Raw genomic sequence first — 14,301 nt, forward strand, 5'->3', positions numbered from 1 at the left:
GACTCATAAGTGTGCAAAGTAAAAAACTACTGACATTTGATGAAGCCAAACATATAGTAAGACTAGTCTCAAATACAAAAGAACAGACAGGGAACGCGATGTATATTTTTGGTTATGGTAGCTTGATCAACTCCTCTTCTCGTCAACTCACAGGTCAAACAGGACAAGCGATTCCTGCGATAGTGCATGGCCTAGTTCGTCATTGGAGTAAGATCGATGACAGCTATGTTTTGTCACCTTTGATCGTGAACCTCGGTGAGGGACAAGTGAATGGAGTTTTACTTGAAGTGGATGATATTGCGCTGACTGAGTTTGATCGCCGTGAGCGTGGTTATCACCGAATCGAATTAAAGGCCTCTCAGATAGAAAGCCAAAATAAGTTTAAACAGGATCAAGCGATCTGGGTTTACATCAAAGACGAGATTCAAGCACCTTGCGAAAACAGCCCTATCGTTCAAACCTATGTCGATACGGTCTTAGCTGGATGTTTAGAAGTGTCTGAAAGCTTTGCGGCGCACTTTGTTCAACACACACAAGGTTGGCATCACCCATTAGAAAATGATCGCCACCAGCCTAAATACGGCAATCTTGCTGGGGTTTCAGATCACCACCACAGTGTGATTGATGGCTTGATACTGACTGTTCGAAGCTAGTTGATTTAGGTTGGTGAACACATTGACTCACCAACCTAAAGCGATCTTAAACGACACGAATACCTGCAGGCATCGCACGTTCCGGGGTCAGCAATACACTTTCAGATTCATCTTCCGTTTCGGCACATAACAACATGCACTCAGAAGTGTGGCCTCTCATCTTCGCCTTCGCTAGATTACACAAAACAACAACCTGCTTACCCATCAACTCTTCTTCGGTGTAGTAAGGCACTAGGCTGGTCACCGTTTGTAGCGTCTTCTCACCGATATCCACTTGCACGATGTAAAGCTTGTCTGCGTTTTCATGACGCACAACCTCAATGATCTTACCGACACGCATTTCTAACTTAGCAAAGTCACCATAAGAGACAGTATCCATTTCTCACTTCATATATTGATTTATTTTCACTCACCAAATCATTTACTAAAATTAAGTAAAATGTAAATGTTTACACTAGCATTAAGCCTAATAATTACAAGCGGTAAAGATCTCATTACTGGAAGTAAAATGAGAGTTTCGTTGCCTTGCACTCATTGTCGGTGTTAAATAGATGCAGCAATGTATAGAGGTTAAAAATGGCAACAATTAAAGATGTCGCAAGGGAAGCAGGTGTTTCTGTTGCAACCGTATCTCGAGTCGTGAATAAGTCTCCGAAGGCAAGTGCGAACTCAATTGAATCCGTCACCAAAGCGATGTCTAAACTCGGCTATCGCCCGAATGCCAATGCTCGCGCGCTGGTAAGCCAGAGCACCAATACCGTCGGTGTGTTGGTTGGTGATATCTCCGATCCTTTTTTTGGCACGCTGGTTAAGGCTGTCGATAATGTCGCTCGTGAGAACGGAAAGCATATCCTCGTCGGTAATGGCTCACACGATCGTGAAGAAGAAAGACAAGCGATTGAGTTACTGATCAATAGCCGTTGCGACGCCTTAGTGATCCACTCAAAAGGCCTGACAGACGAAGAACTGATTGCCTACTCAAAAGAAGTCAAAGGCTTAGTGCTGATCAATCGCTATATTGCTGAGATTGCTAACCGTTGTATTTTCTTGGACAACAAGAAAGGTGCGTATCTTGCGACTGAATATCTGATTCGTCATGGTCATAAAAATATTGCCTGTATCGCTTCATCGCACAGCATTGAAGATGCCGATGAGCGTGTACAAGGTTACTTGTCAGCACTCTCGGATTACAAAATAGCGTTATCTGACAGCTATATTGAGTACTCAGCTCCCACCAGTGAAGGGGGTGAATACGCCATGACCAACCTTTTGACTAAATCACTGCCAATCACAGGCATTGTTGCGTACAACGATTACATGGCGGCAGGTGCTTTGTCTGTCCTAGATGAAAACGGTATTCAAGCGCCGGACAAAATGTCGATCATCGGCTTCGATGATGGCTTGATTGCACGCTATGTTCATCCAAAGCTAACCACCATTCGCTACCCGATTCAGATGATGGCAGAGAAAGCGACACGACTCGCGTTGCACTTAGCCAAAGGTGAAAACACCTCAACTGAACCAATGATGTTCTCTCCAACTCTGGTACGCCGTAATTCGGTAGAGAAAGTCTAGGTTCTGGTCGACTCATCAAGCAATAAACAAAAAAAAGCCCTAACAGAATCGCTTCTGTTAGGGCTTTCCTACCTTACTCAGATACTCAACAATTGCGCTTAATAAACCGCACTCTTGTTGAGCGCCACTTTTGCTCATCCCCCAAGAACAACGCGATAATTCACATCGTCCTATTCACAAACAAAAGATATTGACGTAACCGCTTTGAGCTAGAGCGTACTAGTTTGAAGAATCCCCCGAAAATTCAAACTGGTAACAGGTACTGTAGTTATATTCTTGTTCAGGCTTGAGAATACAACTGTCCTGCTTCCACTCTGGGTGGTTAGGAGAGTCAGGTAAGAACTGGGTTTCTAGCGCCAAACCAGCGTAGTCTTCATAGCTGCCACCACTTCGGTTTGGTGTGCCACCAAGCCAGTTTCCGGTGTATAGCTGCATCGCAGGTTTGGTTGAAAATACTTTTAGTGTGACGAGCGCATCCGGTGAGGTTACGGTCGCGGCGCATTGAGTGCGTTTGCAGCCATCAGCCAATAAGAAAGAGTGGTCGTAACCCTTTGCTGCTTTCTGCTGTTCATCGCCCAACAAACGCTCTGAGATCATCATAGGCTGATTGAAGTCAAAGCTGGTCGATTTCACTGATTTAAGGTTACCTAACGGAATACCCACCGAATTGGTCGGTAAGAACTGATTAGCATTGATACTGACAATGTGTGACAAACAATCGTGTCCAGCTTCAGCGCCAAGTAGATTGAAGTACGCATGATTCGTTAGGTTGACTACAGTCGGCTTGTCTGTGGTTGCAGAGTAATTAATGGACACTCGATTGTCTTCGGTGATGTCATAACGTACCGACACATTCAAATTCCCCGGGAATCCTTGGTCGCCATCAGCAGACTCTAGACTGAACACCACTGACGTTTCGGTTTGCTCGGCAATATTCCAACGGCGTTTATCAAATCCGTTCGGGCCACCATGTAAGGTATTGCCCGCTTGGTTGGTTTCCAGCTTGTAATTCTGACCATCAATTTTGAAACGACCATTAGCAATGCGGTTAGCATAACGGCCAACGGTTGTGCCCATATAGCTGGCTTGTTTATCGAAGTTCTCCATTGAGTTAACACCCAACAACACTTCTCTTTTGTTTCCCTTTACTGGCAGGATACAGCTCAACCATGTTGCACCAATATCCATGAATGTCACTTGAATCCCATGCGTATTTGATAGCGTCACTAACTGAGCGGGTTGGCCATCATAGGCTGGAGTCTGCGCCATGGATTGATGCAGGTTTTGCTCTTGTGTCATTCTAAATTCCTTCTAGTGCCAGTAAAAAGCCTCTACCTGAAGTAAAGGCTTTAGCATTTGGCCTACCATGATCTTTTTACTTGGTAAGCTCTATATTAAGTCTCGAAGCCGTTAGATTACTTCAACTAAGCCTGCTCCGTCTTTCGCTTGGCACACATAAATAGATTCTTTTAGCCCCGTCGCCGCTTGATATTTCTGTTCAACGGTTGTTTTGATTTCATCAACCAATGCAGGTGGAACCAATGCCACAATACAACCACCGAAACCACCGCCAGTCATACGCACGCCACCTTGTTCACCGATCACTTCTTTGACCATATCAACCAGCGCATCAATCTCTTTCACCGTGATTTCAAAATCATCACGCATTGATGCATGCGATTCAGCCATCAACTCGCCCATACGCTTCATATCATGAGTGCGTAGAGCTTGAGCCGCTTCAACAGTACGGTCATTTTCAGTAATCACGTGACGAGCACGTTTCGCGACCATTTCATCCAATTCAGACTCTTTCGCTTTGAATTGCTCAATGGTCACATCACGAAGTGCCGGAACACCAAAGATGCGCGCCGCTTCTTCACACTGTTCACGACGTGTGTTGTATTCGCTGTCGACTAAGCCGCGTTTCTTGTTTGAGTTAATGATAACCACAGCCATATCTTCTGGCATTGAAACCGCTTGAGTCTCTAGGCTACGACAATCCAAAAGCATCGCGTGGTTTGCGCGACCTTCTGCAGAGATCATTTGGTCCATGATGCCGCAGTTACAGCCCACAAATTCGTTTTCGGCCTGCTGACCATTTAGCGCCACTTCAGCTTGGCTGATCTCTAGGTTATAAAGCACCTTGAATGTTTGACCAATCACCACTTCCAGCGCCGCAGAAGAACTTAAACCTGCACCTTGAGGCACGTTGCCCGTTACAGAGATGTCTGCACCTGTAAATTCAAAGCCGCGACCTTTTAAGCACTTCACCACACCACGAATGTAGTTAGCCCACATCTTGTCTTGTTGGAATGTGATCTCTTGAGTTAAATCGAACTCATCGACTGCATTACCGTAGTCCACTGATACTACGCGAACAATGTTGTCGTCACGCTTAGCCGCGGCGACTACCGTTTGGTAGTTAATGGCACACGGTAGAACAAAACCATCGTTGTAGTCAGTGTGCTCGCCGATCAGGTTCACACGACCTGGTGCTTGGATAATATGAGTCGCTTGGTAACCAAGGACTTGCTCAAAAGATGCTTTCACGTTTTGGATTAGGTCAGACATAAGTAAACTCTCTGGTTAAACTCTTTGTTCAATTGGTTATGGCCCCTTTACGGCACCACTTTAATTCTTTTAGATTCCCTATATCGTTCGTCGCTCACGGTAGGGAATGACAACATCAGCGACTAAACTTTTAAGCTTCTAAGCTCTTAAACTTATGGGCTTTTCACCTGTCGTCATTCCAGAATCGAGGGACGAGATATCAGGAATCTCGCTTGTTATCTACGAAGCAACGTATTACTGCTCTTTATAGTGAACGTCACTCAAATCACGCAGACGCTGCGCTGCTTGTTCTGCGGTTAAATCACGCTGAGACTCAGCCAACATTTCGTAGCCGACCATGAACTTGCGAACCGAAGCACTACGTAGCAATGGCGGGTAGAACAACGCATGCAGTTGCCAGTGATCGATGTCGGTGCCTTCTTCGAAGAACGGTGCATAGTGCCAGCCCATTGAGTAAGGGAATGTACACTGGAACAAGTTGTCGTAACGACTGGTCAGCTTCTTAATCGCAAGCGCTAAATCATCACGCTGCTCGTCAGTCAGTTCGCTCATACGGCGAATGTGTGTTTTTGGTAGCAACATGGTTTCAAATGGCCACGCCGCCCAATAAGGAACCACAGCAATCCAATGTTCAGTTTCAACCACAGTGCGAGAGCCGTCTTTCATTTCAGCTTCAACGTAATCCACTAAAAGATTCGAACCTTGTTGTTCGAAGTACTCTTTTAAGAGTTTCTCTTTGCGTTCAATCTCGTTGGGCAGAAAGCTGTTCGCCCAAATTTGACCGTGTGGGTGAGGCTGAGAACAGCCCATGGTCTCACCTTTGTTTTCAAACGCTTGAACCCACAGGTAGTCTTTACCTAGTTCTTCAATCTGTTCATTCCAGGTATCGATAACACCACGGATCTTGTTTACCGGAAGCTCCGGCAGCGTTTTGCTGTGGTCCGGAGAAAAACAGATCACGCGGCTCAACCCGCGAACACCTTGAGTCTTGAATAGAGGGTTATCAGACTCTGGAGCGTCAGGCGAATCAGGCATCAACGCCGCGAAATCGTTACTGAACACGTAAGTGCCGTCATAATCAGGGTTTTCATCACCCGAGATACGCGTGTTGGTTGGACAAAGGAAGCACTCTTTGTCGTACGCAGGCAGTTGCGCAGTGGATGGCTTTTCATCTTGACCACTCCATGGACGTTTCGCACGATGTGGCGAGACTAAGATCCACTGACCCGTTAATGGGTTATAACGACGATGCGGGTGGTCTACTGGGTTAAATTCAACTTTTGACATGTTTAGATTGCTCTCAAATTTTGTGTCTTGGTCAATTCACCAAGATGAATAATTCTTCTACAAGGAGATTCCCTATCACGCTCGTGCCTCGCTGTAGGGAATGACGTGTAATCTCGTTGTGCTATTTGTGCAAAGGCCACCACTTCATAGCCTTATGCTCATCCGTCATTCCAGAATAAAGGCACGAGATATCTGGAATCTCTATTTTTTCAATAGCTTAAAAGTTCTTTAGTAACCTTGTGGGTTATTCGACTGCCAATTCCATGTATCCGCCGTCATCTCCATCACGCTACGCGTCGCCTTCCAGCCAAGCTCGCGCTCTGCTTTTTCAGTACTTGCCCAACATTCGGCAATGTCACCTGCGCGGCGTGGGCAAAGTTCATAAGGAACCGGTTTGCCCGATGCTTGTGCGAAGGCTTCAACCATCTCGAGTACACTTGAGCCTTTGCCCGTACCTAGGTTGTAAATGTGTAAGCCCGCTTTCTCGCCCACGGCTTTTAATGCTGCTACGTGGCCATCAGCCAAATCCATTACGTGGATGTAGTCTCTAACACCAGTTCCATCCGGTGTTGGGTAATCGTTTCCAAAGATAGAAAGCTTCTCTCTACGGCCTACAGCAACCTGTGCGATGAACGGCATTAGGTTGTTTGGAATGCCTTGTGGGTCTTCTCCCATGGTGCCTGATGGGTGTGCACCAACAGGGTTAAAGTAGCGCAGTAAAGTCACGCTCCAGTCGTTTTCAGCGTTGAACAGATCGCTCAAGCACTCTTCCACCATATATTTGCTGCGACCATAAGGGTTAGTTGTCGCGCCAGTTGGTGAAGTTTCAGTAATCGGCACTACTTCTGGATCGCCGTAAACGGTAGCCGAAGAACTAAATACGATGCTTTTCACGCCCGCTTTCTTCATGCTTCGAGCTAACACTAGTGAACCATTAACGTTGTTATCGTAGTACTCCAAAGGCTTAGCCACCGACTCCCCTACCGCTTTCAGGCCAGCAAAGTGAATCACCGCTTGGATATCGTTTTCTGAAAACACGCCATCTAGAAAAGATTGGTCACGAATGTCGCCAAGATAAAACGTTGGTCGCTTGCCAGTTAACGATTCGATTCGTTTCAGCACTAGCTCTTTGCTGTTGCAAAGGTTATCAACAATGATCGGCTCCATACCTGCCTGTATCATTTGAATGCATGTATGACTTCCGATGTAACCCATGCCGCCCGTAACCAGTACTTTCACAATCAACCTCTCTTTGTCGTCATTCGTGGGCTAACTCGAACTGACATTCAGCTCAGTAGCACCGTATGTCAGAAATAGTAGCAGCCATTTTGACTATAATTCTGTGATCAAAACCACGAAGTGTAAACGTTTACACTAACTTTCATCATTGGAACTGATCATGACATAGAGAGAACGTATAGCTGTTAACCTCTAATTCATTGAATTTTAATAAGATAATTATAGACAGTTAGATTTGAGACATCACAGATGAGTTGAGCATTTATTTTACTAAAAGTTAATGCAATGACGTCCAGTTTGATTACAATAGGTCTGTAGAATAAAGAGGTGCATTGCTTTTTTACTAAATACCAATTTCAAAGCAGCGCAATGTTCCAATAACAGGAAGTGAGTATGGCAACGTTAAAAGATATCGCGACTGAAGCGAATGTATCATTGGCTACAGTTTCAAGGGTTCTCAATGAAGATCCAACATTAAGCGTCAAGGAAGAGACCAAAAGGCGTATCTTTGAAATTGCAGAGAAGTTGGAATACAAAACCAGCAGCTCACGAAAAACCGTTAGCAGTAAAAAACAAAACCATCACTTCCTAGCACTGTATAACTACAAGCAAGAAGCGGAAGTTAACGACCCTTACTATCTATCGATTCGCCACGGGATTGAAACCCAATGTGAAAAGATGGAAGTTAAGCTAACCAACTGTTATGAAAGTAAAATACAGATCAATTCAGCACCAATCACAGGTGTTTTGTTGGTGGGTAGAATGACACCAGAGGTTATCGAGCAAGCTAAAAAGCTGAGCGATAATATCTGTTATGTCGATTTTACCGATCACTCAGAACCTTATGACTCTGTCGATATCGACCTGGCTTTGATCAGCAAAGAGATCACCAACTTCTTTATCAACCAAGGCTATGAGCGCATCGGCTTTATTGGTGGCCAAGACGACGTCAATACCCCTGATATTCGTGAAGTCGCTTTTGCTGAATATGGTGGCCTCAAGAACGTTGTCAGTGAGCAAGACATCTACCGTGGTGACTTCTCTAGCTCATCAGGTTACAAGCTTGCAAAACAGATGCTCGCGACGGGCGACTACCCTAAAGCCATGTTTATTGCGTCAGATTCCATCGCAATTGGCGTTTTACGAGCAGTTCATGAGCACGGATTAAACATCCCTGAAGATATTGCGCTGATCAGTGTAAACGACATCCCAACAGCTAAATTTACCTTCCCATCTTTATCAACTGTTCGTATTCACTCTGAATTAATGGGAATTCAAGGCGTTAATCTGTTGATTGAGAAAGTACGCGACGGCCGTACTATCCCACTGCGTGTCTATGTACCAAGCAAATTAAAGCTGCGTGACACGACAAAATAGTTAAAAATATCAAATAGATAAACTAAGGCTACCTTTGTTGAAGGTGGCCTTTTTTGTACCCATCACATACGCCTATATACACATACCTGCCTCTTTAGCCTGCTTCATAAAACAGCCAATAGCATTCTTTTAAGTGGATCACACAGCACTGTAAAAAGACCATAAAAAACGTGATGGAGTTAAAGTAAAACGTTTTCACCAATTTCATTTAGTAAAAGTTTTACTAATAATTACCTCAGTCCAAAAATACTCGTATTCACTACGACCCAATTACGCATAAGAACGTCGGTCAGCAAACTGCATTCAGACCGAGAGAGAGGCAACGTGAACAACTGGGAAAACTTCCTGAACTTACATGAGAACCGTATGGCACCACGTGCTTACTTCTTCTCATACGCATCAGAAAAAACCGCTAAAACATTTCAACGTGAACTAAGCAGCCACTTCCAACTACTAAGTGGTCAATGGAATTTCAGCTACTTCACTAACCCGCTCTTGGTTCCTGAAGAGTTTTACTCTCAAGAGATGAGCGATTGGGGCCACATTACGGTGCCAAATATGTGGCAAATGGAAGGCCACGGCGATCTTCAATACACAGATGAAGGTTTCCCATTCCCAATTGATGTACCTTTCGTACCGTCAGATAACCCGACCGGCGCATACCAACGCTCTTTCTTCCTTGGCGACAGCTGGAACGAGAAACAAACCATTATTAAATTCGATGGCGTAGAGACCTACTTCGAAGTTTACGTAAATGGTGAGTACGTTGGTTTCAGCAAGGGCAGCCGCCTCACCGCTGAATTCGATATCTCTAGCCACGTAAAAGCGGGCAACAACCTACTTTCTATTCGCGTGATGCAGTGGGCAGACTCTACCTACATTGAAGACCAAGACATGTGGTGGACGGGCGGTATCTTCCGTGACGTTTACCTTGTTGGTAAAGAACAACTTCACGTTCAAGACCTAATGGTTCGTACTGATTTTGACGACGCTTACCAAAGCGCGACCCTTTCGTGCAACGTTGCTCTAGAAAACCTAGCAGCAGCGACTAACGCAACTCTTGAGTACGCATTGCTTGATGGCAGCCAAGTTATCTCCCAAGGCTCAGTAGATAACTTAACTGTTCCTAACCAACAGACTGGCGGCAATGCGAACACTCAATTCTCTATCGATGTCGTGAACCCTGTTCAATGGAATGCTGAAAACCCATACCTTTACCAACTGTTGCTGACGCTGAAAGATGGTGACGGCAAGGTGTTGGAAGTGATTCCACAGCGCGTTGGTTTCCGAGACATTAAAGTTCGCGATGGTCTGTTCTACATCAACAACAAATACGTGATGCTGCATGGTGTAAACCGTCACGACAACGACCACCTGAAAGGTCGTGCTGTGGGCATGGATCGCGTTGAGAAAGACTTGGTGTTGATGAAGCAACACAACATCAACTCAGTACGTACTGCGCACTACCCGAATGACCCACGTTTCTACGAACTGTGTGACATCTACGGCCTGTTCGTGATGGGTGAAACCGATGTCGAAACTCACGGCTTTGCTAACGTTGGCGACCTAAGCCGCATCACTAACGATGCAGCATGGGAAGCGGTGTTTGTTGAACGTATCGAACGTCATATCCACGCTCAAAAGAACCACCCTTCTATCATCATGTGGTCTTTAGGTAACGAATCAGGCTACGGCTGCAATATCCGCTCTATGTACGATGCGGCAAAAGCGATTGATGACACCCGCTTGGTTCACTATGAAGAAGACCGCGATGCTGAAGTGGTCGACATCATTTCAACCATGTACTCACGTGCTCAACTGATGAATGCCTTCGGTGAATTCCCACACGAAAAACCACGCATTATCTGTGAATACGCACACGCAATGGGTAATGGCCCAGGTGGCTTAACCGAATACCAAAACGTGTTCTACAAGCACGATGCAATTCAAGGTCACTACGTTTGGGAATGGTGTGACCACGGCATTCTAGCGCGTGATGAAGCAGGCACAGAGTTCTACAAATACGGCGGTGACTACGGTGACTACCCGAACAACTACAACTTCTGCATGGATGGCTTGATCTACCCAGACCAAACGCCAGGCCCTGGCTTGAAAGAGTACAAGCAAGTGATTGCCCCGGTGAAGCTTCGCGATTTCGATGCACAAACGGGTACCTTCACAGTAGACAACAAGCTTTGGTTCTCAAACATCGATGATTACACCATCACTGCGGAAATCCGCGCTGAGGGTGAAACCATTGCCGTACAGCACATCAAGATTGAAGAGCTGGCTGAGAACTCTAGCCGTGAACTGACGCTTAATTTGCCAGAGCTTGATGAGCGTGAAGTGTTTGTGAACTTTACAGTTCGTAAGGATTCTCGTACTTCATACAGCGAAGCGAACCACGACATTGCGGTTTATCAGTTCCAAGTGAAAGAGAACACAGCACAGCTTGACGCCTTCACTAACAATAATGCGACAGCACTGAATGTTGAAGAATCTCGCTTAGCCTACCTAATCAAAGGCCACAACTTTGCTCTGAACTTCTCGAAAGTGAACGGCAAACTGACGTCATGGTTAGTGAATGGCGAGGAACTGATTAAGTCTGAGCCTAAGCTGAACTTCTTCAAGCCAATGATCGATAACCATAAGCAAGAGCACGATGGTTACTGGGAGCCTGCACACTTGCAAATTATGCAGGAGCACTTCCGTAGCATTGACCTTGAATGCGTTAACGTTGAACAGGTAAATGGCAAGGTAGAGATCACCACCACCAGCATCATTGCTCCACCAGTATTCGATTTCGGCATGCGTTGTGAATATCGCTACCAAGTTAATGCTGAAGGCCAATTGAACGTTGAGCTAAGCGGCGAACGTTACGGTGAGTACCCTCATGTAATTCCTGTGATTGGTTTTGATATGGGCATCAACGGCGACTTCGACCAAGTCCAATATTACGGACGCGGCCCTGAAGAGAACTACCAAGACAGCAAGCAAGCCAACATGATTGATGTGTACCAATCAACCGTTGCAGACATGTTCGAGAACTACCCGTTCCCACAGAACAACGGCAACCGCCAACACGTTCGTTGGGCTGCGCTTTCAAGCCGCGCGGGTAATGGTATTGCAGTAAAACCACAGCAAGAAATCAACTTCAGCGCATGGTTCTACACCAACCAAAACCTGCACCAAGCACAACACACCATTGAGCTAGAGAAAAGCGGTTACATCACGTTAAACCTAGATCACCAAGTGATGGGCTTAGGCTCTAACTCTTGGGGCAGCGAAGTGCTCGATTCTTACCGCGTTTACATGGACGAGTTCCGCTACGGTTTAACTCTGATTCCATTCCAAGCAGGCGATTGCGATGCGCAGCACCTAATCAATCACAACTTTGGCGATGAGTTTTTTACGGTGAATGCACCAAAAGCTCAACCACAACTGAACGAGGCATAAGCGATGATCGTTTTAGAGAACTTAGAACAATTTAAAGTCGTCTACCGCGATGGTCGTAAATGGCAACGCTGTGTAGAAGCGATTGAAAACATCGGAAACATCAAAGATGGCGTGATGTATTCAATTGGTGATTCATTGGCTTACATGATTGAAGACGGTGTGGCTCGTAACACAGAAAACTTCACCGGTAATCGTCGTTACTTCGACGTGCACTACTACCTAGAAGGCCGTGAAACGGTTGAATTCGCAGCGAAATCAGAGCTAGAGCAGATCCAAGCTTATAGCGATGAAACCGACCGCGAACACCTAATGGGGAACGGTGAAACTCGTGAGCTAGCTGAAGGCCAAGTGGCGATCTTTGACAACAATCAGGCTTACCGTTTCCACGGTGATAACCGAGTTCGAAAAGTGGTACTGAAAGTGACCATTGAAGACGGTTACTTCCTCAATAAATAAACAATAACGCTATCTATTCACAGTATGTATCGAGCCTTGCCGTTCAAGGCTCCAACATGCTGAACAAAGCCTCAATGCTTCCTCCCTACAAGGAAGCATTGAGAAATAACGACTATAATTACGTGATTCCTCGGAGGACACTATGTCTGAATCTGTACGCGGTAAGTTAGGCAAATTTGCCCTACTCTCCATGACATTTGCAGCGGTATTTAACGTTCGCAACATTGTAAACAACAACATCGAATTGGGATTGAGTTCAGCCCCTATCTTTTTGCTCGCGACCCTTATTTACTTCATTCCGTTCGTGTTCATCATTGCTGAATTCGTATCAGCAAATAAAAATTCTGAGTCAGGCATGTATGACTGGCTAAAAAAACCACTAGGCTCAAAAGCAGCCTACCTAGGTTCCTTCCTATACTGGTTCGTAAACCTTTTCTGGTTTGTATCCCTGCTACCAAACGTAATCGCCTATGCGTCTTACGCGATGTTGGGCTATGAATACGCCTTCTCGCCAGTCGTCACATCGGCTATCTCGATTGCTCTGTTTGCTGCAGCAACTCACATCTCAACCAAAGGCGCGAGCTGGCTAGGTAAGATTGCCGAGATCGTGGCCTACGGTGTATTCGCTCTGTTTGCAATCTACGTTATCGGTGCACTAATGGCACTGGGCGGCAACCATGAGCCAGTAGAACCAATCACGCTTGAAGCAATGACACCGACCATCAACTGGGCAACGCTAGGTATCATGTGTTGGATCTTCCAAGCAGCCGGTGGTGCAGAAACCGCAGCCGCTTACCTAAACGATGTTAAGGGCGGTCACAAGTCTTTCATCAAGGTTATCATTGGTGCAGGTATCGCAATCGGCGCAATGTACGCAGTGGGCTCTCTTCTAGTAAACGTATTCGTTGCTCGTGATGAACTGACCTACGCTGGCGGCATGGTTGAAATCTTCACAGGTATGGCGAACTACTTCGACATTTCACAATCTCTAACGGGTCGCTTCGTCGGTATTATCCTATTCGTTGCTATGTTCGGTTCGATGATGATGTGGACAGCAGCTCCAGTAAAAATTCACTTCTCTGAAATCCCTAAAGGTGTTTACGGCGAGAAGACAACAGAGCTTAACGAACACGGCGTGCCAGTACGTGCAGCTTGGTGGCAGTTCGCGTTTGTATTCGTGATGCTTGTGGTGAACGGCTTCGGTTCTGAATCAGTACAAGACATGATGAACACAGCAATCAACCTAACAGCAGGTACCGCAATGCTTCCGCCGATCTTCATCATGGTGGCCTACTTTGTATTCCGCTTGAAGCATGACGACACACCACGTGATTTCCGCATGGGTACTCGAGTTCAAGGTATGGCAGTAGTATCGGTACTGATTGGTATCTTCATTGTGAGCATGACAGCATCGGCATTCCCGACAGGTGTTGACCTTGTTCAAGCCTTCTTCATCAACGTCTTCATGACAGCGGTATTCTCTGGTATCGCATGGTGGTGGATCTCTCGCTTTGAAAAGAAGCAAGCAGGTAAAGAAGCAAAGCTAGAAACGGCTAAGCAGTCGTAATCCAGAATCTATACATCTAGTTAAAAGCGCCTTAATTGGCGCTTTTTTTGTTTTAAATCAGATAATTAAAATAAAAACCCCAAAAATAAAACGGCGTTCCGTCAAGGTTTCAGTTCACGA

Annotated in this window: 11 protein-coding genes; 6 read left to right on the top strand and 5 right to left on the bottom strand. The window is 45.7% G+C overall.

Going from position 1 to position 14,301, the window contains the following annotated elements; all coding sequences use genetic code 11:
* Positions 1–98: 98 nt before the first annotated feature.
* Positions 99–653, top strand: coding sequence for a gamma-glutamylcyclotransferase family protein (locus AB4371_RS12670; RefSeq protein WP_102495364.1), 555 nt, complete (start codon positions 99–101; stop codon positions 651–653).
* Between the two features lie 46 nt (positions 654–699).
* Here the strand turns inward: AB4371_RS12670 and AB4371_RS12675 are convergent, their stop codons facing one another.
* Positions 700–1,032, bottom strand: a complete 333-nt coding sequence (locus tag AB4371_RS12675) for a tRNA-binding protein (RefSeq protein ID WP_004734420.1) — start codon at positions 1,030–1,032, stop codon at positions 700–702.
* Between the two features lie 197 nt (positions 1,033–1,229).
* Between AB4371_RS12675 and AB4371_RS12680 the strand changes: the two genes are divergently transcribed.
* Positions 1,230–2,228: a substrate-binding domain-containing protein gene (locus tag AB4371_RS12680; RefSeq protein ID WP_372149885.1), complete on the top strand. Its 999-nt coding sequence runs from the start codon at positions 1,230–1,232 to the stop codon at positions 2,226–2,228.
* Positions 2,229–2,447: 219 nt separating this feature from the next.
* Here AB4371_RS12680 and galM read toward each other — a convergent pair whose 3' ends face one another.
* The 4 genes from galM to galE form a co-directional block, all read right to left on the bottom strand.
* Positions 2,448–3,527, bottom strand: a complete 1,080-nt coding sequence (gene galM, locus AB4371_RS12685) for a galactose-1-epimerase (protein WP_017063325.1) — start codon at positions 3,525–3,527, stop codon at positions 2,448–2,450.
* Positions 3,528–3,638: 111 nt separating this feature from the next.
* Complete coding sequence (galK, locus tag AB4371_RS12690; protein ID WP_017060799.1) at positions 3,639–4,799, bottom strand: galactokinase; 1,161 nt, start codon at positions 4,797–4,799, stop codon at positions 3,639–3,641.
* A gap of 234 nt (positions 4,800–5,033) precedes the next feature.
* The gene (locus AB4371_RS12695; RefSeq protein WP_372149887.1) at positions 5,034–6,086 is read right to left on the bottom strand and encodes a UDP-glucose--hexose-1-phosphate uridylyltransferase; all 1,053 of its coding nucleotides are present in this window, start codon (positions 6,084–6,086) and stop codon (positions 5,034–5,036) included.
* 228 nt (positions 6,087–6,314) lie between these two features.
* Entirely contained in the window at positions 6,315–7,325 is a 1,011-nt protein-coding gene (gene galE / locus AB4371_RS12700) for a UDP-glucose 4-epimerase GalE (protein WP_136978116.1), read from the bottom strand.
* Positions 7,326–7,718: 393 nt separating this feature from the next.
* On the opposite strand from galE, the gene ebgR reads away from it, so the two are divergent.
* The 4 genes from ebgR to AB4371_RS12720 all read left to right on the top strand — a co-directional run bounded on the left by ebgR (position 7,719) and on the right by AB4371_RS12720 (position 14,181).
* A complete protein-coding gene (gene ebgR / locus AB4371_RS12705) occupies positions 7,719–8,702 on the top strand; it encodes a transcriptional regulator EbgR (protein WP_017069515.1) in 984 nt (327 codons plus the stop codon).
* Between the two features lie 324 nt (positions 8,703–9,026).
* Positions 9,027–12,158, top strand: coding sequence for a beta-galactosidase subunit alpha (ebgA, locus tag AB4371_RS12710; RefSeq protein ID WP_372149890.1), 3,132 nt, complete (start codon positions 9,027–9,029; stop codon positions 12,156–12,158).
* A gap of 3 nt (positions 12,159–12,161) precedes the next feature.
* Positions 12,162–12,614 carry a beta-galactosidase subunit beta gene (locus tag AB4371_RS12715; RefSeq protein WP_017066026.1) on the top strand — a complete coding sequence of 151 codons (453 nt, stop codon included), beginning with the start codon at positions 12,162–12,164 and terminating at the stop codon, positions 12,612–12,614.
* A gap of 142 nt (positions 12,615–12,756) precedes the next feature.
* Positions 12,757–14,181 carry an amino acid permease gene (locus AB4371_RS12720; RefSeq protein WP_017063320.1) on the top strand — a complete coding sequence of 475 codons (1,425 nt, stop codon included), beginning with the start codon at positions 12,757–12,759 and terminating at the stop codon, positions 14,179–14,181.
* Positions 14,182–14,301 lie beyond the last annotated feature (120 nt).

It is taken from the genome of Vibrio sp. 10N.261.51.A3, assembly GCF_041471965.1.
Lineage (GTDB): Bacteria > Pseudomonadota > Gammaproteobacteria > Enterobacterales > Vibrionaceae > Vibrio > Vibrio crassostreae_C.

Coding starts and splice junctions, on each gene's coding strand:
- AB4371_RS12670 (WP_102495364.1), top strand. CDS start 99: ATGTATATTTTTGGTTATGGTAGCTTGATCAACTCCTCTTCTCGTCAA.
- AB4371_RS12675 (WP_004734420.1), bottom strand. CDS start 1,032: ATGGATACTGTCTCTTATGGTGACTTTGCTAAGTTAGAAATGCGTGTC.
- AB4371_RS12680 (WP_372149885.1), top strand. CDS start 1,230: ATGGCAACAATTAAAGATGTCGCAAGGGAAGCAGGTGTTTCTGTTGCA.
- galM (WP_017063325.1), bottom strand. CDS start 3,527: ATGACACAAGAGCAAAACCTGCATCAATCCATGGCGCAGACTCCAGCC.
- galK (WP_017060799.1), bottom strand. CDS start 4,799: ATGTCTGACCTAATCCAAAACGTGAAAGCATCTTTTGAGCAAGTCCTT.
- AB4371_RS12695 (WP_372149887.1), bottom strand. CDS start 6,086: ATGTCAAAAGTTGAATTTAACCCAGTAGACCACCCGCATCGTCGTTAT.
- ebgR (WP_017069515.1), top strand. CDS start 7,719: ATGGCAACGTTAAAAGATATCGCGACTGAAGCGAATGTATCATTGGCT.
- AB4371_RS12715 (WP_017066026.1), top strand. CDS start 12,162: ATGATCGTTTTAGAGAACTTAGAACAATTTAAAGTCGTCTACCGCGAT.
- AB4371_RS12720 (WP_017063320.1), top strand. CDS start 12,757: ATGTCTGAATCTGTACGCGGTAAGTTAGGCAAATTTGCCCTACTCTCC.